The organism is Arthrobacter sp. UYEF21, assembly GCF_040546085.1.
In the GTDB taxonomy this organism is placed as follows: Bacteria; Actinomycetota; Actinomycetes; order Actinomycetales; family Micrococcaceae; genus Arthrobacter.
In genome coordinates, this window is record NZ_JBEPNF010000001.1 from 279,503 (window position 1) to 299,928 (window position 20,426).

The 20,426-nt window shown below is 66.3% G+C and carries 22 protein-coding genes; 17 read left to right on the plus strand and 5 right to left on the minus strand.

What is annotated here, in order from left to right; genetic code table 11:
* Positions 1-49: 49 nt before the first annotated feature.
* Both ABIB27_RS01280 and nucS read right to left on the minus strand, forming a co-directional pair.
* The gene (locus ABIB27_RS01280) at positions 50-253 is read right to left on the minus strand and encodes a cold-shock protein (RefSeq protein WP_050687909.1); all 204 of its coding nucleotides are present in this window, start codon (positions 251-253) and stop codon (positions 50-52) included.
* A 284-nt stretch (positions 254-537) separates the two neighbouring features.
* Positions 538-1,233, minus strand: a complete 696-nt coding sequence (nucS, locus tag ABIB27_RS01285; protein WP_354214039.1) for an endonuclease NucS — start codon at positions 1,231-1,233, stop codon at positions 538-540.
* Positions 1,234-1,270: 37 nt separating this feature from the next.
* Here nucS and ABIB27_RS01290 point away from each other — a divergent pair, with 37 nt between their 5' ends.
* Entirely contained in the window at positions 1,271-1,639 is a 369-nt protein-coding gene (locus ABIB27_RS01290) for an Rv1322 family protein (RefSeq protein ID WP_354214040.1), read from the plus strand.
* A 54-nt stretch (positions 1,640-1,693) separates the two neighbouring features.
* Complete coding sequence (locus tag ABIB27_RS01295) at positions 1,694-2,494, plus strand: alpha/beta hydrolase (protein ID WP_354214041.1); 801 nt, start codon at positions 1,694-1,696, stop codon at positions 2,492-2,494.
* Positions 2,495-2,560: 66 nt separating this feature from the next.
* Here ABIB27_RS01295 and ABIB27_RS01300 read toward each other — a convergent pair whose 3' ends face one another.
* Entirely contained in the window at positions 2,561-3,736 is a 1,176-nt protein-coding gene (locus ABIB27_RS01300; RefSeq protein ID WP_354253493.1) for an AI-2E family transporter, read from the minus strand.
* Positions 3,737-4,085: 349 nt separating this feature from the next.
* Between ABIB27_RS01300 and ABIB27_RS01305 the strand changes: the two genes are divergently transcribed.
* The 9 genes from ABIB27_RS01305 (at position 4,086) to ABIB27_RS01345 (ending at position 13,804) form a co-directional block, all read left to right on the plus strand.
* Complete coding sequence (locus tag ABIB27_RS01305) at positions 4,086-5,786, plus strand: DUF8094 domain-containing protein (protein WP_354253392.1); 1,701 nt, start codon at positions 4,086-4,088, stop codon at positions 5,784-5,786.
* A 57-nt stretch (positions 5,787-5,843) separates the two neighbouring features.
* Positions 5,844-6,869 (plus strand): tetratricopeptide repeat protein, encoded by a 1,026-nt coding sequence (locus ABIB27_RS01310; RefSeq protein ID WP_354253393.1) that lies wholly within the window; start codon positions 5,844-5,846, stop codon positions 6,867-6,869.
* Complete coding sequence (locus ABIB27_RS01315; protein ID WP_354214046.1) at positions 6,870-7,967, plus strand: NADH:flavin oxidoreductase/NADH oxidase; 1,098 nt, start codon at positions 6,870-6,872, stop codon at positions 7,965-7,967.
* Positions 7,968-8,044: 77 nt separating this feature from the next.
* Positions 8,045-8,281 (plus strand): DUF3253 domain-containing protein, encoded by a 237-nt coding sequence (locus ABIB27_RS01320; protein ID WP_354214048.1) that lies wholly within the window; start codon positions 8,045-8,047, stop codon positions 8,279-8,281.
* A 99-nt stretch (positions 8,282-8,380) separates the two neighbouring features.
* Positions 8,381-9,175 carry an ABC transporter ATP-binding protein gene (locus ABIB27_RS01325; protein ID WP_354214050.1) on the plus strand — a complete coding sequence of 265 codons (795 nt, stop codon included), beginning with the start codon at positions 8,381-8,383 and terminating at the stop codon, positions 9,173-9,175.
* Positions 9,157-10,728, plus strand: coding sequence for a transporter (locus ABIB27_RS01330; RefSeq protein ID WP_354214052.1), 1,572 nt, complete (start codon positions 9,157-9,159; stop codon positions 10,726-10,728). The genes ABIB27_RS01325 and ABIB27_RS01330 overlap by 19 nt, the downstream gene beginning before the upstream one ends.
* 46 nt (positions 10,729-10,774) lie before the next feature.
* Complete coding sequence (gene nagB, locus ABIB27_RS01335; RefSeq protein WP_354214053.1) at positions 10,775-11,557, plus strand: glucosamine-6-phosphate deaminase; 783 nt, start codon at positions 10,775-10,777, stop codon at positions 11,555-11,557.
* Positions 11,558-11,678: 121 nt separating this feature from the next.
* Positions 11,679-12,020: a DUF3039 domain-containing protein gene (locus ABIB27_RS01340; RefSeq protein WP_354214055.1), complete on the plus strand. Its 342-nt coding sequence runs from the start codon at positions 11,679-11,681 to the stop codon at positions 12,018-12,020.
* Positions 12,020-13,804, plus strand: a complete 1,785-nt coding sequence (locus ABIB27_RS01345) for a DEAD/DEAH box helicase (protein WP_354253394.1) — start codon at positions 12,020-12,022, stop codon at positions 13,802-13,804. Before ABIB27_RS01340 ends, ABIB27_RS01345 begins: the two co-directional genes overlap by 1 nt.
* An 80-nt stretch (positions 13,805-13,884) precedes the next feature.
* Here ABIB27_RS01345 and ABIB27_RS01350 read toward each other — a convergent pair whose 3' ends face one another.
* Together ABIB27_RS01350 and ABIB27_RS01355 are read right to left on the minus strand one after the other, a co-directional pair.
* Positions 13,885-14,517 (minus strand): isochorismatase family protein, encoded by a 633-nt coding sequence (locus tag ABIB27_RS01350; protein WP_354214057.1) that lies wholly within the window; start codon positions 14,515-14,517, stop codon positions 13,885-13,887.
* The gene (locus ABIB27_RS01355; RefSeq protein WP_354253395.1) at positions 14,517-15,845 is read right to left on the minus strand and encodes a nicotinate phosphoribosyltransferase; all 1,329 of its coding nucleotides are present in this window, start codon (positions 15,843-15,845) and stop codon (positions 14,517-14,519) included. Before ABIB27_RS01355 ends, ABIB27_RS01350 begins: the two co-directional genes overlap by 1 nt.
* A gap of 96 nt (positions 15,846-15,941) precedes the next feature.
* On the opposite strand from ABIB27_RS01355, the gene clpS reads away from it, so the two are divergent.
* From clpS to rdgB, 6 genes are all read left to right on the plus strand, one after another.
* Complete coding sequence (gene clpS / locus ABIB27_RS01360) at positions 15,942-16,334, plus strand: ATP-dependent Clp protease adapter ClpS (protein ID WP_354214059.1); 393 nt, start codon at positions 15,942-15,944, stop codon at positions 16,332-16,334.
* Complete coding sequence (locus tag ABIB27_RS01365; protein WP_354214061.1) at positions 16,327-16,893, plus strand: DUF2017 domain-containing protein; 567 nt, start codon at positions 16,327-16,329, stop codon at positions 16,891-16,893. The genes clpS and ABIB27_RS01365 overlap by 8 nt, the downstream gene beginning before the upstream one ends.
* Before the next feature lie 130 nt (positions 16,894-17,023).
* Complete coding sequence (gene murI / locus ABIB27_RS01370; protein ID WP_502909081.1) at positions 17,024-18,052, plus strand: glutamate racemase; 1,029 nt, start codon at positions 17,024-17,026, stop codon at positions 18,050-18,052.
* Positions 18,049-18,846, plus strand: a complete 798-nt coding sequence (locus ABIB27_RS01375) for an MBL fold metallo-hydrolase (RefSeq protein WP_354214063.1) — start codon at positions 18,049-18,051, stop codon at positions 18,844-18,846. The genes murI and ABIB27_RS01375 overlap by 4 nt, the downstream gene beginning before the upstream one ends.
* A 125-nt stretch (positions 18,847-18,971) precedes the next feature.
* Positions 18,972-19,730, plus strand: a complete 759-nt coding sequence (gene rph, locus ABIB27_RS01380; protein ID WP_354214064.1) for a ribonuclease PH — start codon at positions 18,972-18,974, stop codon at positions 19,728-19,730.
* Positions 19,727-20,398: an RdgB/HAM1 family non-canonical purine NTP pyrophosphatase gene (gene rdgB, locus ABIB27_RS01385; protein ID WP_354214066.1), complete on the plus strand. Its 672-nt coding sequence runs from the start codon at positions 19,727-19,729 to the stop codon at positions 20,396-20,398. Before rph ends, rdgB begins: the two co-directional genes overlap by 4 nt.
* Positions 20,399-20,426: the final 28 nt, after the last annotated feature.

The following is a 20,426-nucleotide window of genomic DNA, read 5'->3' on the forward strand; positions in this document are numbered from 1 at the left end:
CCGGGGATCCTATTGCTGGAAGCCGCAACGCGGCGACTTCCAGCACGTACTAGACCAGCGTTACGCCGGTAGCCTGGGGGCCCTTGGCGCCCTGACCGATTTCGAACTGAACGCGCTGGTTCTCGTCGAGGGTCTTGAAGCCACCGGTCTGGATCTCGGAGTAGTGAACGAAGACATCGCCATCCGCGTCATCCGGGGTGATGAAGCCGAAGCCCTTTTCAGCGTTAAACCACTTGACGGTTCCCTGTGCCATTTGTTTCTCCTCATGATGGATTTGTCTAAGTCCGGCACACCTCGTGCTGGACTTGGTCACTCCGCGAGAAGAATCCTTCACTGCCGTCCCGATTGAACAGGCCGTGCAGACACTTCGCGCTCGCAACTTGTCTTGCGAGCATGAAAAAACACGTACACAAAGACTGATCTAAGAATTTCATGCCGTCCCCGTCTGGTCAACGGCCAAGCCGGACAATCTTGGGTAAAAACAGCATGAATCCCCTCGTCAGAGGCCTATTCGCACAGATGGGCATGTGCCGGGCGTCAGAACAGCCGGGATTCGGTGTCGTCCACTCCACGCATGGCATCGTAGTCCAACGTGATGCAGTCGATGCCGCGGTCGTTGGCCAGGACTTTGGCCTGGGGCTTGATCTGCTGGGCGGCGAAGATTCCGCGGACAGGTGCCAGCAGCGGATCCCGGTTCAGCAGTTCCAGGTAGCGGGTCAACTGCTCCACGCCATCGATGTCGCCGCGACGCTTCAGTTCGATCGCTACAGTGGCGCCGTTGGCGTCCCGGGCCAGGATGTCCACTGGCCCGATGGCGGTGAAGTATTCGCGTCGGACCAGCGAGAAGCCGCTTCCGAGGGTTTCAATCTGGTCAGCAAGCAGTCGCTGCAGGTCCGCTTCGACGCCGTCCTTGATCAGGCCTGGATCAACCCCCAGATCGTGGGAGGACTCATGGATCTGCTCGTGGATGTTGATGATGAGGCGGTCATCGGTTTTGGCGGACTGGACAGTCCACTGCTCGGTCACGCCAAGCTCCAAGTCAACATCCTCAGGCGTGGACACGCGCAGGGTTGCCGGCGGGCTCATCCAGTTCAGCGGCTTGTAGGAACCGCCGTCTGAATGGACCAGCACGGAGCCGTCGGCCTTGACCAGCAGGAGCCGGGTGGCAAGGGGGAGATGGGCTTTGAGCCGGCCAACATAATCAACTGAACATCGGGCTATGACAAGTCGCACGCCGTACACACTACCGGGGCTAGGGCAGAATGGAGGCATGCCGCGTTCCAACCGTCCCCGCCGCCCTGCCGCCGGAAAGGGTGCGGCCGCCAAGGGGAGCCTTGCCGGCAAGGTGGCCGGCAAGAAGGGCAACGGCGAGGTCCCGGAGCTGGATCTGGAACGCGCACGGGCAGGGATTGCGCGGCGGGAAAGCGCCCCCGACGGCGAGTGGATGGTCAGGACGATGACCGCCAGGAACGCGGAAAAGACCTACATCTGCCCTGGCTGCTCCACTGCAGTTGTTCCCGGCGTGGCCCACCTGGTGGTGTGGAAGGACGACCACCTGTTCGGCGCCGCCGCAGGCCTCGCCGAACGCCGCCACTGGCACACCAACTGCTGGCTGTCCCGGACGTACCGCTACCGCTGAGTTGCGGCAGTGCAGCGGGGACGGGGCCAGCCCGGAGTCGCTATGCTGGCAGGCATGACTTTTGATCCGGCGTCGTACGAATTCAGCCAGCCCACGGGCCCGTCACCCATCCGCGCTTCCACGGTCCTGCCGGCGAAGCGGGAGAACATCGAACTCCACACCGAGGACGGCTACAAACTCGTAGGGGAGTTGGCGCTGCCGGAATCCGGTCCCATCACCGCGACGCTGATCACCTTGCATCCCCTCCCTACCCACGGAGGGTTTATGGACTCCCATGTCTACCGGAAGGCGTCCTACCGGCTCCCGGCCCTGGCCGGGGTGGCCGTGCTTCGCTTCAACACCCGCGGGACCGCATCGCCGCGCGGCACCAGCGCAGGATCGTTCGAAGAGGGGATCGGTGAACGCCTGGACGTGGAGGCGGCCGTGCGCTTCGCCGTCGAACGCCAACTGCCCAACCGCTGGCTGGTGGGATGGTCCTTCGGAACCGAACTGGCGCTGATGTACGGGGCGGTTGAACCGGTGGCAAGCCAGATTGAGGGTGCCGTGCTGCTGTCGCCACCGCTGCACCGGGCCACCGACGCGCACCTGCGGCTCTGGGCGGAGGCCGCGAAGCCACTGACGGTCCTGGTGCCCGAGCATGACGACTACCTCCAGCCCGCCGCTGCTGCTGAACGTTTCAGCCTGGTGCCGCAGGCCCGGGTGGTGGGGGTCGACGGCGCCAAGCACCTGTGGGTGGGGGAGAAGTACGCTTCCCGGGCGCTCAACGAGATCGTGGATGAGGTGACCGAAGCAGGTTCCGGTCCCCACGGCCTAACCACGCAGTGGAACGGTCCGGTGGCTACTTCGGCTGCCTAATATCGGCGCTCGGCGGCTGGTCCGGGTTGCCTGGTCCCGGTGATTGCCAGGGCCGATGGCCGGGTCCTAGTGCTTGTCCTGGCGGGCGATGTAAATCTCCTTGACCAGGAGCAGGATGGCCGCCGCCGTCGGGATGGCGATCAGGGCGCCCAGCACGCCGAGGAGGCTGCCGCCGGCGATGACTGAAATGACGGCGACCGCGCCCGGCACCGCCACGGCTTTCTGCATAATGCGCGGGGAGATGAAGTAGGCCTCGAACTGGAGGTAAGCGAAGTAACAGACGCCGTAGGCGGCAGCCGTCTGCCAGCCCGCGGTCAGTGAGATAACGACTACCACGATGCCTGCGATCATGCCGCCCACCAGGGGGATGAAGGCCAGCAGCGCCACCACAAAGGCCAGCAGGAGGGCAAACGGGACGCCCACGATAGTCATCACTATGAAAGCGAACGTGGCATTCAGCAAGGCCACACAGGCCTGCCCGATAACGTAGTTGCCTACGGACCGGGTGATCTCCTCGGAGAGTGCCTCCACGCGGGCGCGGCGGGACCGCGGCGCCAGCCGGTAGCCCCATTTCTTCATGGCTGGGAGTGCCCCGAGGAAGTACAGGCTCAGCACCAGGACAATGAGGGTGCCGAAGAGTCCGTTCGCCAGGGTGGAGCCGAAGCCCACCACCCCGCCGAAGATCCCGCCCATGGCCTCGGGGTTGTTGACGAACTTATCCAGTTCCTCGTTGATCCGGTCCCGCACCCCGAACTGGTCGTCCAGGCTGCGGAAAAAGTCGGAATCGATGAAGTCCCGGACCCAGGTGGGTGCCTGCTCCACAATTTGGGTCACCTGTTGGACGATGGTGGGAATGAGCGTGGCGAAGAACCCGGCGACAGCGCCGATGAGGACGGTCACCGACACGAGGATGCCCGCCGGGCGGGGGACCTTCCGGTTTTCGAGCCAGCCGACAACCGGTTCCAGGCCCAGGGCGATGAAAAGGGCGGCCACAATCCACAGGAGCAACTGCGTGGTGTTGGAGCCGATCCAGTAGACCAGCAATGCCAGGCCCACACCCACGGTGCCCATGAATCCCACATAGAGGGGGTGCTGCATAGACATGCGGGGGCCCGGACGGCCGAACTGCCGGCCTGATTCGTCGGAGTCCGTGGCCTGGTCTTCGGTGTGGATGTATTCCGGCGGTATCTCAAACCGGAGCCTGGGCTGGGCGCCGGGCAACGGCTGGCGCAGGCGCCGCATCACTACGCCCAGTGCCCGGCCGGCCGTCCCCCTGTGAGTCCGGGGCCCAGGACTTTCCGGCAGTGACGGCCCGGTGCCGGCAGCCGCGTGATTGTCGTGTCCCGTGGAGGACTCTTCCGTCTTGTCAGTCACTGGATTCTGAGGCCTGTTCCGTGCGTGGCGCCGCATGAGCGAGCGGTGTGATGATCATCGCAAACACTATCAGCCGCCCTGTCAGCAGGAGCGAGGGCGCCCGGCAAGAGGATGAAAGGTCCGCTGTCACCGGGGGCTGTGCCCCACCCCAACGGGGGTTCCGGTAACAAAACGGTTACTATTGAAACTAAACCCCCGCTGATGATTGGTGTTTCCTTTGCGTTTCAAGACTGCAGTCGCACTCGTGCTGCTCGGCCTCCTGACACTTCTGGCCGGCGTCGGCCAGAAAACCATTTGGGCTCCCTCCGCGACCTTCACGGCTTCGGCCCCGTCAGATGCCGCCGCGGCACCCCTGACCGTCATCGACCAGAAACTGCGCACCCAGCAGGGCGGAGCGGTGAAGATCAACATCGAGGGCGATGGCAACTTCCTGCTTGCCGTCGGCCGGCCCGACGACGTGGAGGCCTGGGTTGGCAAGACCGCCCACAACACCGTCACGGGGGTTTCCGGGAAGAAGGACGCACTCGTCGTGGAGCACGCCGATGGCGAAGCCACGGCACCGAATCCGGCGGGCTCCGATCTGTGGGTTTCCACCGAGAGCGCAAGCGGCCAGCTGGAATATACGTGGACCCCTCCCGCTGACGGCCAATGGTCGCTGATGCTGGCCGCCGACGGCAGCCAGCCGGCGCCGTCGTCGATCTCCATGACGTTCCCGAATGACACCTCCACCCCGTGGGCCGTCCCCCTGATGGCTATAGGCGGACTGCTGATCCTTGCCGGCATCGCACTGGCATTTCTTTCCGCACGCAAGCGCGACGGTGAAGGCGACAGCCGGGGCAGCCTGTTCGCACGGCGTGCCCGGGCCAACGTTGAGGCCAGGCCCTCCTCACGGCTCAGCATGGTTTCCGGCGGCATGGTGACCGCTGCTGTGACCGCCGCCGTGGTGGCACTATCGGGTGCCCCCGCAAACGCTGCCACGTCGCCCGCCCCGGCCCCCTCCATGGAATCAGCGTCCACCGCCCCGGCCCAGCCGTCCTCGCCCGTGCTCCTGGACGCCCAGTTCCGCCGGATCCTCGAGCAGGTCTCCAGTGCAACGGATGCCGGCGACGCCGCCAGGGACGCCGCCAAACTGGCCGGCCGCGTGGCCGGGACAGAACTTGAGGTCCGCACCCAGAACTACAAGATCCGTTCCCAGGTGGGCACCTATGAAGCCCGGATGCCTGTCCGTTCCACCAAGCTCCTCACCACGGTGGTCACCAGCGACCACAGCTGGCCCCGCTCTGTCCTGGCCGTCACGCAGGGTGACGGCAACGTGGTCCCGCAGCTGCTCGTTTTGGTCCAGCCCTCAGCCCGTGAGAACTACAGGCTGACCGGGACCACTCCGCTGCAGCCGGGAACCACCTTCCCCGCCATCCGCCGGGACGGTACCGATACCTTGCCCGCCAACGGCAAGGACGGTCTCCTGTACAGCGGCGAAGAAGCCCTCGCCGGGCTGGCCGACCGCCTGACCAACTCCGAGTCGAGCTTCAAGGACAAACTGGTGGAGGGGGCATCCTCGCCGTACATCGCTGACACCCTGTCCTACCAGGCCGAGGTGGTTGCGTCGGGCGCCAACGGCAACTTCTCTTTCACCCACAACGTGGTGCCGGAAAGCACCGTGGTGTTCCGGACCGCCGACGGCGGCGCGCTGGTGATGGGCCGGATCAACTTCGGTTTTGATGGCACGCCCAAGGCCTCCGGCGACAAACTCACCATCGGAGACGACGCCGCGGCGCTCGCCGGCGGCAAGGAAACCACCACCGGCATGGTGCTGAACTTTGCTGAATCGATGGCCGTCTACGTGCCGCCGGCCGGCTCCACGGATCCCATGAAGCTGGTTGCCGCTACCCGCGGGCTCGTGGGGGCAAGCTTCAAGTAGCCCCGGAAGCGTACTTCAGTACTCCTGGCAGCGGCCGGAGTGGCTAGAGTGGAAAGCATGAGTTCGCCAGCTTCCCGCCCAGTCCCTCCAGCCGCTGCCAGCCTGCTTAACCTGCGTGGCGCCGTCGACCTTTCCGCCCTGAAACAGCGCCAGGCGCCTCCCGCGGGTGGCGGCAATCCGCCCGTTCCCGGTGGCGCGGGTGCCGTCGCGGGTGCCAGTGCCACCAACGGAACCTCCCCCAACGGAACCCCCGACGGCGGCGCCGCGCCGCTGCGGGTGAACGTCACCGAAGGTAACTTCCAGGAACTCGTGGAGCTTTCGGCCCAGGTACCGGTGGTCTTCGCGCTGTGGGCCGCCTACTCGCCCGAATCCACCTCGATGGTGGACTCGCTGGAGCAGGTCATTAACAGCTATGGCGGCCGCCTGGTGCTCGGCGCCGCGGACATCGACGCCTTCCCGCAGCTGGCACAGGCATTCCAGGTCCAGGCCGTCCCCACCGCGGTGGCCGTGGTGAAGGGCCAACCGGTCCCGCTCTTCCAGGGCGCCGCCGACGAAGCCCAGATCCGGCCGCTCCTGGATGAACTATTAAAGGTGGCCGCCGCGAACGGCGTCACCGGCAGCCTCGGCGGGGGGGCACCCTCGGATGCCGGACCGGCACCCCTGCCGCCGCTGCACCAGGCGGCGTTCGACGCCATCGAAGCCGGGGACTACGAGGCGGCTGCCGTGGCCTACCGCCAGGCCCTGCTGGAAATGCCGGCCGATACCGAGGCGAAGTCAGGCCTGGCACAGGTGGAGCTGATGGCACGGCTCCAGCCGCTTTCCGCCCAGGATACTGAGGCTCTGCGCACCCGTGCTGCCGATGAACCTGACAACATTGAGGCCCAGCTGGGCGTGGCGGACCTGGACGTGGCCGGCGGGCATGTGGAGGACGCCCTGAACCGGGTGGTCAGCTTTATCGGGCGGAACTTTGGTCCGGAACGGGAAACTGCCCGCGTCCGGCTCCTGGAACTCTTCGACGTGGTGGGCACCCACGACGACCGTGTGGCGAAAGCCCGGCAGGCCCTGGCACGGGTGCTGTTCTAGATGTCCGCGCTGTTCCAGCCGCTGAAGCTCCGGTCGCTTGAGTTAACACACCGTGGCTGGGTGTCACCGATGTGCCAGTACAGCTGCGGTCCCGACGGCGCCCCGGGGGTTCCGAATGACTGGCACCTGATGCATCTGGGATCCTTCGCCGCGGGCGGTGCCGCGTTGATCCTCACCGAGGCCGCCGCCGTGAATGCGGCGGGCCGGATCAGTCCCCGCGACGCCGGAATGTACAACGACGAACAGGCCGGGGCCTGGGCGCGCATCACTTCCTTTGTGCACCGGCATGGCGTCGCAGAGGCCAAGATCGGCACCCAACTGGCGCACGCCGGACGCAAGGCGTCCACCTACTGGCCGTTCGCCGGGCAGCGGGGCAGCGTGCCCGAAGCCGACGGCGGCTGGGCCACGGTGGGTCCGTCGGCGTCGGCGTTTGACGGCTATGCCGAACCCGCAGCAATGACCGAGGCGCAGATTGTGGAAGTCATCGCCGATTTTGCCGCGGCCGCCGTGCGTGCCGTTGACGCCGGGTTCGACACCCTCGAAATCCATGGCGCACACGGCTACCTCCTGCACCAGTTCCAGAGCCCGCTGATCAACACCCGGACCGACTCCTGGGGCGGGGACGAGGCCGGGCGGAACCGCCTGACGCTCGCCGTGGTTGATGCCGTCCGCAACGTCATCCCCGAAGCCATGCCCCTGCTGCTGCGGATTTCGGCCACCGACTGGGCGGCAAACGGGATAGACATCGCGGCATCCGTCCGCCTCGCCAAGCAGGCCCACGAACATGGTGTGGACCTCATTGACGTCTCCAGCGGGGGAGCCGTAGCCCACCAGGACATCACGCCCGGCCCCGGCTACCAGACCGGATTCTCGGCCCGTATCCGCCGCGAAACCGGTGTTCCCACCGGAACCGTGGGTCTCCTGACCTCCGCCGGGCAGGCGGAACACGCGGTTGCGACTGCCCAGGCCGACGGGGTTTTTATTGCCCGGGCCGCCCTCCGGGACCCGCACTGGTGGCTCCGGGCGGCGTTCGAACTGGGCCACGACATCAAGTGGGCACCCCAGTATGACCGTGCCGTACCGCGGCATTCATTCTGACTGCCGCCCACATGATGGCCCACCAACGGCGCGAACAGGCGCAGTCCTCTGATGAGAAACCCAGTGACAAGCTTGGTATGCAGCTGGAAGAGAGCATCCTAAAACTTCTGGCTGCAAGGGCCGCAACCTCCACGATCTGCCCCTCGGATGCTGCCCGGGCTGTTGGAGATGAGAATTGGCGCGACCTCATGGAGCCTACCCGAAAGGCCGCGCGGCGGCTGGTGGATGCGGGCGAGGTCCAGATCACCCAGGGCGGTTCGGTGGTTGACCCGTCCACTGCCAAAGGGCCAATCCGCATCCGCAAGGTGCGGTAGGACAATCCGGCCAGGTTGGCCCACAGTGCGGTCTTCCGCGTTTTTCTCGACCCCTTCAGGAGGACTCCGCCGGCGAAGGCGCGGGACTAGGCTGGCGGTATGACTGCTCCGAATCCAGATCCGGTGCCGCGCTCCGGCCCGGTACCAGCACTGTCCATCCGCGGTCTCGCCAAGCGGTTCGGCGGAAAAATTGCGGTGGACGGCATCAGCCTTGATGTCCCGGCGGGCTCGTTTTTCGGCATTGTGGGACCCAACGGCGCGGGCAAGACCACGACGCTGTCCATGGCCACAGGACTCCTGCGGCCGGACTTCGGTGCGGCTGTAGTCCACGGCGTTGATGTCTGGGCCAGGCCGCTGGAGGCCAAGAAGCTGATGGGCATCCTCCCGGACGGCGTCCGCCTTTTTGACCGCCTCACCGGCGAGCAGCTGGTCACCTATGCCGGGCTGCTCCGCGGTATGGACAAGGACGTAGTGGCCACCCGTGTTGGGGAACTGCTGTCCGCCCTGGACCTTGGCCAGGATGCCGGGACGCTGGTGGTGGACTACTCGGCAGGGATGACAAAAAAGATCGCTCTCGCCTCAGCCCTGATCCACGCACCGCGGCTGCTGGTCCTCGACGAACCGTTCGAGTCCGTGGATCCCGTCTCGGCGGCCAACATCCGGTCCATCCTGGACAGTTATGTCGCTTCCGGCGGGACCGTCATCGTCTCCAGCCACGTGATGGACCTGGTCCAGCGCATGTGCGACCACGTTGCCGTAGTGGCAGCCGGACGGCTGCTGGCTGCAGGGACGGTGGACGAGGTGCGGGCAGGGCTGTCCCTGGAAGAGCGGTTCGTCCAGCTGGTGGGCGGACGCAACCACACGGAAGGCCTGGAATGGTTGCGCACCTTCTAAAGCTGAAGCTGACCCTGCTCCGCAACGGCCTTCGCCGCAGCCCCTGGCAACTGGTGGGAATGGCCATCGGCGGGCTGTACGCCCTGGGCCTGGTGGGGACTCTGGTGGTGGCCCTGGTCCTGCTGCGCAGCGCAGATACCGGGCTGGCCCAGACGGTTGTGGTGTTGGGTGGCTCGGCCGCCCTCCTGGGCTGGGGCGTCATTCCCGTGGCAGCCTCGGCAGCGGACATGACCCTTGATCCCGCACGGTTCACCAGCTCCGCGATCCCCATGCGCCAACTCCTGGCCGGGCTGGCCCTCGGCGGGCTGATCGGCATTCCCGGGCTCGCAACGGCGCTCGTTGCGCTTTCCACCGTGTGGACCTGGGCCCGCGGCCCCCTGCCCGCGGGTGCGGCACTGGTGGGTGCCGCCGTCGGCGTCCTGAGCTGTGTTGTCCTTTCCAAGGTGGTCACCACGGCCACTGCCAGCCTGGCATCGTCGCGCCGGTTCAAGGACATCAGTGCCATTGCGTTTATGATCCCGTTGGTCCTGATGGGGCCGATTGTGGCCGGCGTTGGCAGGGGTGTTTCCGCGTCGGCCGGATTCCTGCCGGACCTGGCGGCCACCCTTTCGTGGACGCCCGTGGGAGCTACATGGTCCCTCGGCGGAGATGTCGCTGCCGGGCGCTTCGGCGCCGCCGCCATCAAACTCCTGATGGCAGTGGCCACCCTCGCTGCATTGGCCTGGTGCTGGAAGCTGCTTCTCGAACGGGCCCTGGTCAACCCGCCGTACGCGGGGAGCGGCAGCCGGAAGGGCGGAAAATTGGGTTTGTTTGCCCTCCTGCCGGCCACACCGGCCGGTGCTGCCACGGCGCGGTCGCTGACGTACTGGCTTCGTGATCCCCGCTATTCCGGTTCGCTGGTGGTTGTCCCGCTGCTGCCTGTCCTGCTGGTTTTCCAGGGTAGCCAGTCCGGTGATTTCGGGGCCCTGGCGGTGGCGGCACCGTTGGCGGCGTTCCTGCTGGCGTGGTCCATCTCAGCGGATGTTTCCTATGACAACACAGCGTTTGCCCTGCATGTGGCTACGGGTGTCAGGGGCGTGGACGACCGGCTGGGACGGGCGCTGGCATGCCTTGCCTTTGCACTGCCTGTGGTGCTGATCGTCGCTGTGGGCCAGTATTTCTTTACCGGCGGCTGGGAGGCACTGCCGGGCCAGCTGGGGCTGAGCCTGGGCATCCTGTTCACCGGTCTGGGCCTGTCCTCCGTGGTGTCGGCCCGCTACACTGTGGCCGTGCCGCTGCCCGGCGACAACCCGTTCAAGAAGCCGCCGGGCAACGTGGGCCAGACCATGGCGGTGCAGTTCGGCGGCATGGGCGTCCTAAGCCTGCTGGTCCTGCCCGAAGCCGGCCTGTTTATCGCACAGCAGGTCACCGGCAACGCCGCCTTCGGCTGGATCAACCTGGCCGTCGGGACAGTCCTGGGACTTTGCCTGTTTGTGGCCGGCATCCGGCTGGGTGGCAAATGGCTCGATGCCCGCGGACCTGAACTCCTGGCCCAGTTGACCGTAAACCGCTGACCCCGCAGTCCATGAGAGCAGCAGAACACCCGAAAGGTGGCCGGCAGTGGAAGTTGTCATCCTCCCAGGAGGCAGACAGATCGGAAAGCTGGCGGCCGACGCCGTCGAGGCCCTGCTCCGGCGCAGGCCAGGTGCTGTCCTGGGGCTGGCCACGGGCACCTCGCCGCTGCCTGTCTACGACGAGCTGGCAGCACGGCACGAGCGTGGCGGGCTGGACTTCAGCGCCGCGCACGCCTTCGCCCTGGATGAATATGTGGGCCTGCCAACCGGGCACCCGCAGTCTTACCGGGAAGTCCTCCGGCGCGAGTTCACCAACCGGGTGAATATCCTCCCCGAGAACGTGCACACCCCTGACGGGTCCGCGGCGGACATCCCGGCCGAATGCCGGGCCTATGAGGACCGGATGCGGGCGGCAGGCGGCGTGGACCTCCAGATCCTGGGGGTGGGTTCGGACGGCCATATCGGCTTCAACGAGCCGGGCTCCTCACTCGCCTCCCGGACGCGGATCAAGACCCTGATCGAGCAGACCCGCCGCGACAACGCCCGGTTTTTCAACAACCTTGCCGAGGTGCCCCACCATGTGGTGACGCAGGGATTGGGCACCATTCTTGAGGCCCGTCATGTTGTGCTGGTGGCCACCGGGGCGCAGAAGGCGCCGGCAGTCCGCGACTTTGTGGAAGGGCCGGTCTCCGCGCTTTGCCCGGCCTCGGTCCTGCAGTTCCACCCGCACGCCACCATCCTGGTCGATGAGGCCGCGGCATCCTCGTTGAAGCTCGCCGACTTCTACCGGCATACCCATGACCACAAGCCTTCGTGGCAGGGGCTGTAACACCTGACACACCGCGGCGGCCGCCAACCAGCGGATTTATAGGGACCGCACGACGGCGGAGGGTGCGGTGGAAGCAAACGGCCCTCCCGGCGTCGAACGTCAGCCGCCCTTGGACGCTAAGATGGATGCCATGACTAGCATGACGGACCCTCTCGAAAACGACCCGATGCGTGAGCTTTCCGGGGCTGGAACGTCCACGGCCACCATTGAGCGCGAAGAGCTGCGCCAGGAAGTGGAGCCCGGTGACCGGGAACGCTTCTCGCACTACGTGCGCAAGGAAAAAATCATGGAGTCGGCGCTGACAGGCGAGCCTGTCATCGCCCTCTGCGGCAAGGTCTGGACCCCGGGCCGGGACCCGCAGAAGTTCCCGGTCTGCCCTGAGTGCAAAGAGGTCTACGAAGGCCTCCGCCCGGGCGGCGACGGCGGCAAGGGTCCCGGAGGGGACTCAGGCAACAACAAGTAGTGACGGAGACGCTCTTTGGCGGCCCCACCCTGCCCCCGGCGTATCCGGAACGTGCAGCCTGGGGAACCGCCCAAAAACTCCGTGCCTGGCAGCAGGAAGCCCTAGACCTCTACTTCAAGTCCGGCCGCCGGGACTTCCTGGCGGTAGCAACCCCCGGCGCCGGTAAAACAACTTTCGCCCTGCGTGTCGCGTCAATGCTCATCGAATCCGGGGCGGTCAACCGCGTCACCATCGTGGCGCCCACAGACCACCTGAAACGGCAGTGGGCCGACGCCGCCGCCAAGGTGGGTATTGCCATCGACCCGAACTTCAAGAATTCCGATGGCCAGCACGGCCGCGGCTTCATTGGCGTGGCCGTCACGTACGCCCAGGTGGCGAGCAAACCCATGCTGCACCGAGCTAAAACGGAGGCTGCCCGCACCCTGGTCATCCTGGACGAGATCCACCATGGCGGCGAAGCCCTGTCCTGGGGCGATGGCCTGCGCGAGGCATTTGATCCTGCCGCACGGCGGCTGTCCCTCACGGGTACGCCATTCCGCTCCGACACCTCACCCATCCCCTTTGTGGAATACGCGGAAGACCGGGACGGGATCCGCCGCTCGAAAGCGGACTACACCTACGGCTACGGCAACGCCCTCCGCGACCACGTGGTGCGGCCAGTGATGTTTATGGCCTACTCCGGGCAGATGCGCTGGCGCACCAGCGGCGGCGAGGAGATGGCCGCCTCCCTCGGCGAAGCCGCGGTGACCAAGGACGTCACAGCGCATGCCTGGCGTACGGCGCTAAACCCTACCGGCGAGTGGATACCGGCGGTCCTCGCCGGAGCGGACAAACGCCTCAGTGAAGTGCGCCGCTCGGTTCCGGACGCCGGCGGCCTGGTCATCGCCACGGACCATGAGGCTGCCAGGGCTTACGCCGGGCAGCTGAAGCGCATCACCGGCGAGTCGCCCACCGTGATTCTTTCGGACGACGCGAAGGCCTCTGAGAAGATCGAGGAGTTCACCGCGAGCGAGAAACGGTGGATGGTTGCCGTCCGGATGGTGTCCGAAGGTGTTGACGTGCCCCGGCTGTCCGTTGGGGTGTACGCGACGTCCACGTCCACGCCGCTGTTTTTCGCCCAGGCGGTGGGCCGCTTTGTGCGTGCCCGGAAACGCGGTGAGACGGCGTCGGTCTTCCTGCCGTCCGTGCCGCAGCTGATGGCGCTGGCGAACTCCATGGAAATGGAGCGGGACCACGCGCTGGACCGCCCCGACAAGGACGACAGCGACGGCCTGTTCAATCCCGAGGACTCGCTGATGGCTGATGCCAACCGGGAGGACAAGGCGTCGGACAGCCTCACCAAGGGCAAGTTTGAGGCCCTCGATTCGCAGGCGTCCTTTGACCGTGTGCTGTTCGACGGCGGCGAGTTCGGTACTGGGGGAGAGGTGGGCTCCGAGGATGAGCTGGACTTTCTTGGCATCCCCGGGCTTCTGGACGCCGAGCAGGTGGGTACACTGCTGCGGCAGCGGCAGCACGATCAGCTCAACCGGAAGAATCGCCGCGCACCCGCAGCCGAGCCTGCCGCTCCGGTGCCGGCCATACCTGACCACCGGATGCTGATGGACCTGCGCAATGAGCTGGCGAAGAACGTGGCCGCCTGGTCCGCCCGGACCGGGACCCCGCATGGTGTGGTGCACACCAAGCTGCGGACGGTCTGCGGTGGCCCGGCCGTGGCCCAGGCGAACGAGGAGCAGCTGCAGTCAAGGTTGCGGAAGCTTCAGGACTGGTTTATCGGCCGGAAATAGCAGTTTCCGGAAGTAGCAGTGCTTCGGATGAAGGGTGGCCCGGTGCACAGCACCGGGGCGCCCTTGCATTCAGGTTTCTGTCAGGCGACGTCCACGCCGCCGAGCTCCATCTCGGCAACCGCATCGTCCAAGTCCGCAGCGATGCCGGCAGTCAGCGACCGCATCACCGTCACGGAGTAACCCGCCTGGACGGCGTCCAGCGCCGTTGCCATGACGCAGTAGTCAGTCGCGATCCCCACCACCACAACGTCTTCCACATCGTGGCTTTGCAGCCAGTCGTCCAGGCCGATCGCGTCCTCGGCGGCCGCGAAGGCGTCGGCGTCGGCGGGCAGCGAACCGGGCTGGCGTTCCCCGGTAGGCACGGCATCTTCGGGCGCCAGCAGGCCTTCGAATCCGGAGTACGCAGCGGCGAACTGGCCCTTCTGGAAATAGGCCTGGATGTATTCGGTGTCCAGGTCCGGATGGAGCTCCGCGCCGCTGGTGCCGGCGACGCAGTGCCGCGGCCAGCTGTCCTTGAAGTCAGGCGTCCCGGAGAAGTGTGCGCCGGGATCGATATGCCAGTCCTGGGTGGCCAGAATGTGGTCGAACTCACCGTGGTGGGCGTCCACGAACTCGCTGATGGCTCCGGCTACGTCGGCACCGCCGGCTACGGCAAGGGAACCGCCCTCGCAGAAGTCGTTCTGGACATCAACAATGATCAGGGCGCGGGACATCAGTACTCCTCGTAGGTGGTGGGAATGGCTGCTTCGCCGCGCTGCAGGCGGTTGACCACGGCCGGCAGTTCGGCCATGCTGTCCGCATGCCGCTGGCGGGCCCGGACCACGCCCTCGGGGCCGGTCCAGCCCGGGAACAGCTCGCCGTTCTTCATAAACTGCTGCAGCAGGGGCCGGTCATTGCCGTCGTCTTCGGGGCGGTGTCCGATGCCCACGATCTCCTGGGTGGCGATACCGCGCTCGTTGAGCCTGCGCAGCGCGTACTTGCGGCCGCCCATGCTGGTTTTGTTCTTGGCCGCCTTTGCCACGGAGACGAAATTGCCGGCTTCGTCCGTGCGGCTCACCAGTTTGTAGACCATGCTGGCGGTGGGAGCCCCCGAACCGGTAACCAGCGAGGTGCCCACGCCGTAGGAATCCACCGGAGCGGACTGCAGCGCGGCAATGGCGAATTCGTCCAGGTCCGAGGTGACCATGATCCTGGTGTTTTCGTTGCCTAGCTCGTCCAGCAACCGGCGGACCCATGAGGCCTGCGCCACCAGGTCACCGGAGTCCAGACGGACGCCGCCCAGTTTTGGTCCTGCCAACTCAACGGCGGCACGCACGGCCGCTTCGACGTCGTACGTATCCACCAGCAGCGACGTGCCGACCCCCAGCGAGGCGATCTGCGCCGCAAACGCGTCCCGCTCTGAGTCGTGGAGGAGGGTGAAGGAATGCGCGGCGGTGCCCACGGTCTTGATGCCGTAGCGGATGCCTGCCTCGAGGTTGGACGTGCTGTGGAAGCCCGCTATCACCGCGGCGCGGGCGGCAGCCGCGGCCGACTCCTCATGGGTGCGGCGGGATCCCATTTCAATGCACGGCCTGCTGCCGGCTGCCGTGATCATGCGAGACGCCGCCGAGGCGATGGCGCTGTCATGGTTCAGGACCGACAGGAAGTAGGTCTCCAGCATGCAGGCCTCGGCGAACGTGGACTCCACGATGAGAATGGGGGAGTTGGGGAAATACGCTTCGCCCTCCGGGTAGCCCCAGATGTCGCCGGTGAACCGGTAGTTCGCCAAATAGTCCAGCGTCTCCTGGTTGACCACACCGGTGCGGCCCAGGAAGTCGAGTTCGGCGTCACCGAAGCGGAAGTCCGCGAGGCCTTCCAGGAGCCGGCCTGTGCCGCCCACAATCCCGTACCGCCGGCCGTCAGGCAGCCGCCGCGCGAAGGCCTCAAAGACCGACCGGCGGTGCGCGGCGCCCGAGTGAAGCGCCGCCTGCAGCATGGTCAGTTCGTAGTGGTCTGTGTACAGGGACGCGCGGGGATGGTCCCAGCCGGCAGAGTTACTCACGAAATTCACTCTAGTCCCCACCGGCTCCCCCGTCTCGCTTCGCTTCGCCGCGGGGCCCTCGCCGGCGTGGGCCCACACTCCCCATAGAATGGACAGATGACCTTAAGCGTTGCGCTCGGCCCTGACACACAGGAGGGCACCCGGACCGGGACAGAGGCGTCCACAGACTCCCTGACCGCCCCGGACATCCCCTGGAACCTGGTGATCTGGAACGATCCCGTCAACCTGATGAGCTATGTCAGCTATGTTTTCCAGAGCTACTTCGGCTACTCCGAGACCAAGGCCAACAAGCTCATGATGGAGGTCCACAAGAAGGGCCGGTCCATCGTTGCCCACGGCAGCAAGGAACAGGTTGAACGCCATGCCGTTGCCATGCACGGCTTCGGGCTGTGGGCCACGGTGGAAAAAGCCACCGGCGGGAACGGTGGAAATTCCAGAAACGCTGGGAAATCCGGCGGGTCCGGGCAGGGCAAGGGGAAACGTGGCTAAGGCATTCAAATATGGGCTCAAGGGCATTACCGGGTTCCTGGAACCCGCCGAGCGTGAGCTTCTCCGCAGCCTGCTCGATGATGTCATCTCCATGCTCCAGCCGGCCGAACACGCCAGCCAGGATCCCCTGGCCGCCCTGATCGGCCTTGACATGGATGTCCAGGAACCCACGGACCGTGCAGTCAAGCGGCTCCTGCCCAACGTCATGAAGAACGACGACGGCGCGTCACTGGAGTTTCGCCAGCTCACCGAGCGCTCGCTGCGGGAAACCAAGATTGGCGCGCTGCGCGCGGCCGCGCTGGACCTGGACAAGGACGAAGTGGTCCTGACCCCCGACGGGGCCAGGCACTGGTCCATGGCCCTGAACGATGTCCGCCTGGTGCTGGCGGAACGCCTGGACATCCAGGACGAGGAAGACGCCGAACACGTACACCGGATGCAGGACTGGTCCCAGGCCGAGGACGTGGAAAGCTACCTCGCACTGGTGTACAACTTCACTACCTGGCTGCAGGAGTCCCTGGTGCAGGCCATGTTGCAGTCCTTGGATTCACGCGCCTGACCTGCCGGTTCACCGTTCAGTGCGCTCCCCGTGTTGTCCCTGTGGAGGCCGCACTGTGACATATGCGACATGAGTGCGGCGCCACAATGTGATGGCTGCGGCCCCAGGGAAGACCTATCCTCGAATAATCATGACAACAGCCTCGAGCATGGACCCGGCAGCAACAGCAGCAAGGGAAACCGCAGCCAGCAACAGAGCCGGCCTGGTGGGATCCCGGCCCATTGGCGTCTTTGACTCGGGCGTCGGCGGACTGACAGTGGCGCGGTCCATCATTGACCAGCTTCCGAATGAGTCCATCCTCTACGTCGGGGATACCGCCAACGGGCCCTACGGGCCGTTGCCCATCGCCGAAGTCAGGGCGAATGCCCTCGGCGTGATGGACGAACTGGTGGACTCCGGCGTCAAGCTTCTTACCATCGCCTGCAACTCGGCGTCGGCCGCTGTCCTGCGGGACGCCCGCGAACGGTACACCGCGAAATACGGCATTCCCGTCATTGAAGTAATCCAGCCGGCGGTCCGCCGCGCCGTAGCGGCAACCCGTAGCGGCCGGATCGGCGTCATCGGAACTTCCGCCACCGTGGGCTCCCGCGCCTACGAAGACACCTTTGCCGCCGCGCCGGACCTGGCCATCACGTCCGTGGCCTGCCCCGAGTTCGTCAGGTACGTGGAGGCCGGCATCACCACCGGTCCGGCGCTGCTCGCCGTTGCCGAGGAATACCTGGCTCCGCTGAAGGCCGCGGGCGTGGATACGGTGGTCCTGGGCTGCACGCACTACCCGTTGCTGACAGGCGTCATCTCCTTCGTGATGGGCGACGACGTGACGCTGGTGTCCAGCGCCGAGGAGACGGCCAAGGATGTGTACCGGGCGTTGGCCAACCACGATCTGCAGCGCACCATCGCAGCACCCCCGGAGCATCACTTCATTGCCACCGGAGACGCCGCCCAGTTTGAGGCGCTGGCCCGCAGGTTCCTGGGCCCGGAAGTCCTGTCCGTCCGGCACGTGGACCACGTGGCCGCGCAGTACCCCACCGGAAGCCTGGCCCGGATCACCCCGGAAATGATCGAGGCCGCCCAGCGTGCCAGTGCCCGCTCCGGCAGGTCAGGGCCGCGGATCTCCAACTTCGTGGGCGGCCACCGGGCCGGAGGCCCTGCCCAGTGAAACTCACCATCGTCGGCTGCACCGGCTCGTTCCCCGGTCCCGGATCCCCGGCGTCGTGCTACCTCCTGACCGCCAACGACGGCGAGCGGACCTGGAAGATCGTGATGGACCTGGGCAGCGGCGCCCTGGGCGCCATCCAGCGCTACACGGACCTCGAGGACATCGACGCGATTTTCCTGACCCACCTCCACCCGGACCACTGCATGGACCTCTGCGGCCTGCACGTGGCGGTCCGCTGGAAGCCGGGTGGCTGGGGGCGCGGGCGGATTCCGGTGTGGGGCCCGGCGGCCACCGCGGACCGGATGGCCACCGCTTACGGGCTGGACCTGGACCCGGGGATGCACGAGGAATTCGACTTCACCAACTGGACTGAACGGAAACCCGTCACGGTGGGCCCGTTCACCGTGACGCCGTTCGCGGTGAACCATCCGGTGGAGGAGGCCTACGCCCTCCGGGTGGATGTCACCGAGCCGGACAAGCAAGGAAACCCGGTCAGCCGCGTGCTGACATATTCGGGTGATACCGACGTCTCTGCCGGGCTTGAGGAAGCCGCCAGGGACGCGGATCTGTTCCTCTGCGAGGCGGCCTTCGAGGAAGGCCGCGACGACGCCATTAAGGACGTGCACCTGACCGGAAAGCGCGCCGGTGAGGCCGCAGCCGCTGCCGGGGCCCGCAGGCTCCTGCTGACGCACATTCCCGTCTGGACATCGCCGAGCACGGTCATGGCCGAGGCGAAAGAAGTGTTCGGACAGCACGTTGCAGTGGCCGTAGCCGGGGTGCACTACACCGTTTAGGCAGCGCTCGAGCCGCCCGGCGTCACAAGACCATCCCAGGACCATTGGGGGATGCGCAATCCGTTGGGCACCTCGTCCGCGGTTCGCTGGAATTTCGGACGCAAGGCAGTCGATAAGCTAAAGGCATGACTTCTGAAGCAACCGCAGTGCCCGTAGTGCGTGCCGATGGCCGCGCCCCCGACCAACTCCGCCCCATCAGCATCACCCGCGGCTGGTCCAAGCAGGCCGAAGGGTCGGCCCTCATCGAGTTCGGCAACACCCGGGTGCTGTGCACGGCTTCGCTGACGGCAGGCGTGCCGCGCTGGCTCAAAGGCGAAGGCCGCGGCTGGGTCACGGCCGAATACGCGATGCTTCCCCGGGCCACCAACACCCGCTCCGACCGCGAATCGGTTAAAGGCAAAATCGGCGGCAGGACCCACGAAATTTCCCGCCTGATCGGCCGTTCGCTGCGCTCCATCATCGACACCAAGGCCTTGGGCGAGAACACCATCGTGCTGGACTGCGATGTGCTCCAGGCCGACGGCGGGACCCGCACCGCCGCCATCACGGGCGCCTACGTGGCCCTGGCCGACGCCGTCCGCTTCGCCCGCGACAACAAGCTGATCGCCAAGAACGCCCAGCCCCTCGTGGACACGATTGCTGCCGTCTCCGTTGGCATTATTGACGGCGTGCCGATGCTGGACCTGCCCTACGTTGAAGACGTCCGCGCGGAGACCGACATGAACGTTGTGGTCACTGGATCCGGGAAGTTTGTCGAAGTCCAGGGCACCGCTGAGGGTGCTCCCTTCGACCGCGACGAGCTCAACCAGCTGCTCGACCTCGCTCTTCTGGGCACCACACAACTGGCGGCGATCCAGCGCGAAACCCTCGCGGACGCCCTGTGAGTGTGGCTGCCCCCGGCAGCGCGGCCCCGGACGGTGTGGCGCCGCGGCTGGTCCTCGCGTCACACAATAAAGGTAAGCTCCGGGAGCTCCGCGAGCTGCTCCGTGGCCAGGTGCCCGGGCTCGACGTAGACACCCAGGTGGTTGACGCCGCGGCGGCAGGTGCGCCGGACGTCGTCGAAACGGGCGTGACCTTTGCCGAGAATTCGCTCCTGAAGGCCCGGACCGTGGCGGAGGCCACCGGCCTGGTGGCCATAGCCGACGACTCGGGCCTGGCCGTTGACGTCCTGGGCGGGGCGCCCGGAATCTTTTCCGCCCGGTGGGCAGGCCGGCACGGAGACGACGCCGCCAACCTCAGGCTCCTGCTGGACCAGCTCAGTGATGTACCGGATGCGCACCGCGGTGCGGCGTTCGTCTGCGCCGCGGCACTCGCCGTTCCTGCTGCGGGCGGCGCCGGCCACGAGGTAGTGGAGTACGGCCAGTTGGAGGGCACCTTGCTTCGCGAGCCGCGGGGCAGCGGCGGCTTCGGCTATGACCCCGTCCTGCAGCCTGCGGGCGAGGACCGCAGCTGTGCCGAGCTCTCGGCGGACGAGAAGAACGCCATCAGCCACCGCGGCAAGGCCTTCCGGGCACTGCTGCCAGCCGTCGTGGAGGCCCTCGCCCGGCCCTGACCTTCCGTGAGTTTTTGTCCAGATATCG

Coding starts and splice junctions, on each gene's coding strand:
- ABIB27_RS01280 (WP_050687909.1), bottom strand. CDS start 253: ATGGCACAGGGAACCGTCAAGTGGTTTAACGCTGAAAAGGGCTTCGGC.
- ABIB27_RS01290 (WP_354214040.1), top strand. CDS start 1,271: ATGCCGCGTTCCAACCGTCCCCGCCGCCCTGCCGCCGGAAAGGGTGCG.
- ABIB27_RS01295 (WP_354214041.1), top strand. CDS start 1,694: ATGACTTTTGATCCGGCGTCGTACGAATTCAGCCAGCCCACGGGCCCG.
- ABIB27_RS01300 (WP_354253493.1), bottom strand. CDS start 3,736: ATGCGGCGCCTGCGCCAGCCGTTGCCCGGCGCCCAGCCCAGGCTCCGG.
- ABIB27_RS01310 (WP_354253393.1), top strand. CDS start 5,844: ATGAGTTCGCCAGCTTCCCGCCCAGTCCCTCCAGCCGCTGCCAGCCTG.
- ABIB27_RS01315 (WP_354214046.1), top strand. CDS start 6,870: ATGTCCGCGCTGTTCCAGCCGCTGAAGCTCCGGTCGCTTGAGTTAACA.
- ABIB27_RS01320 (WP_354214048.1), top strand. CDS start 8,045: ATGCAGCTGGAAGAGAGCATCCTAAAACTTCTGGCTGCAAGGGCCGCA.
- ABIB27_RS01325 (WP_354214050.1), top strand. CDS start 8,381: ATGACTGCTCCGAATCCAGATCCGGTGCCGCGCTCCGGCCCGGTACCA.
- ABIB27_RS01330 (WP_354214052.1), top strand. CDS start 9,157: ATGGTTGCGCACCTTCTAAAGCTGAAGCTGACCCTGCTCCGCAACGGC.
- ABIB27_RS01340 (WP_354214055.1), top strand. CDS start 11,679: ATGGATGCCATGACTAGCATGACGGACCCTCTCGAAAACGACCCGATG.
- ABIB27_RS01350 (WP_354214057.1), bottom strand. CDS start 14,517: ATGTCCCGCGCCCTGATCATTGTTGATGTCCAGAACGACTTCTGCGAG.
- clpS (WP_354214059.1), top strand. CDS start 15,942: ATGACCTTAAGCGTTGCGCTCGGCCCTGACACACAGGAGGGCACCCGG.
- murI (WP_502909081.1), top strand. CDS start 17,024: ATGACAACAGCCTCGAGCATGGACCCGGCAGCAACAGCAGCAAGGGAA.
- rph (WP_354214064.1), top strand. CDS start 18,972: ATGACTTCTGAAGCAACCGCAGTGCCCGTAGTGCGTGCCGATGGCCGC.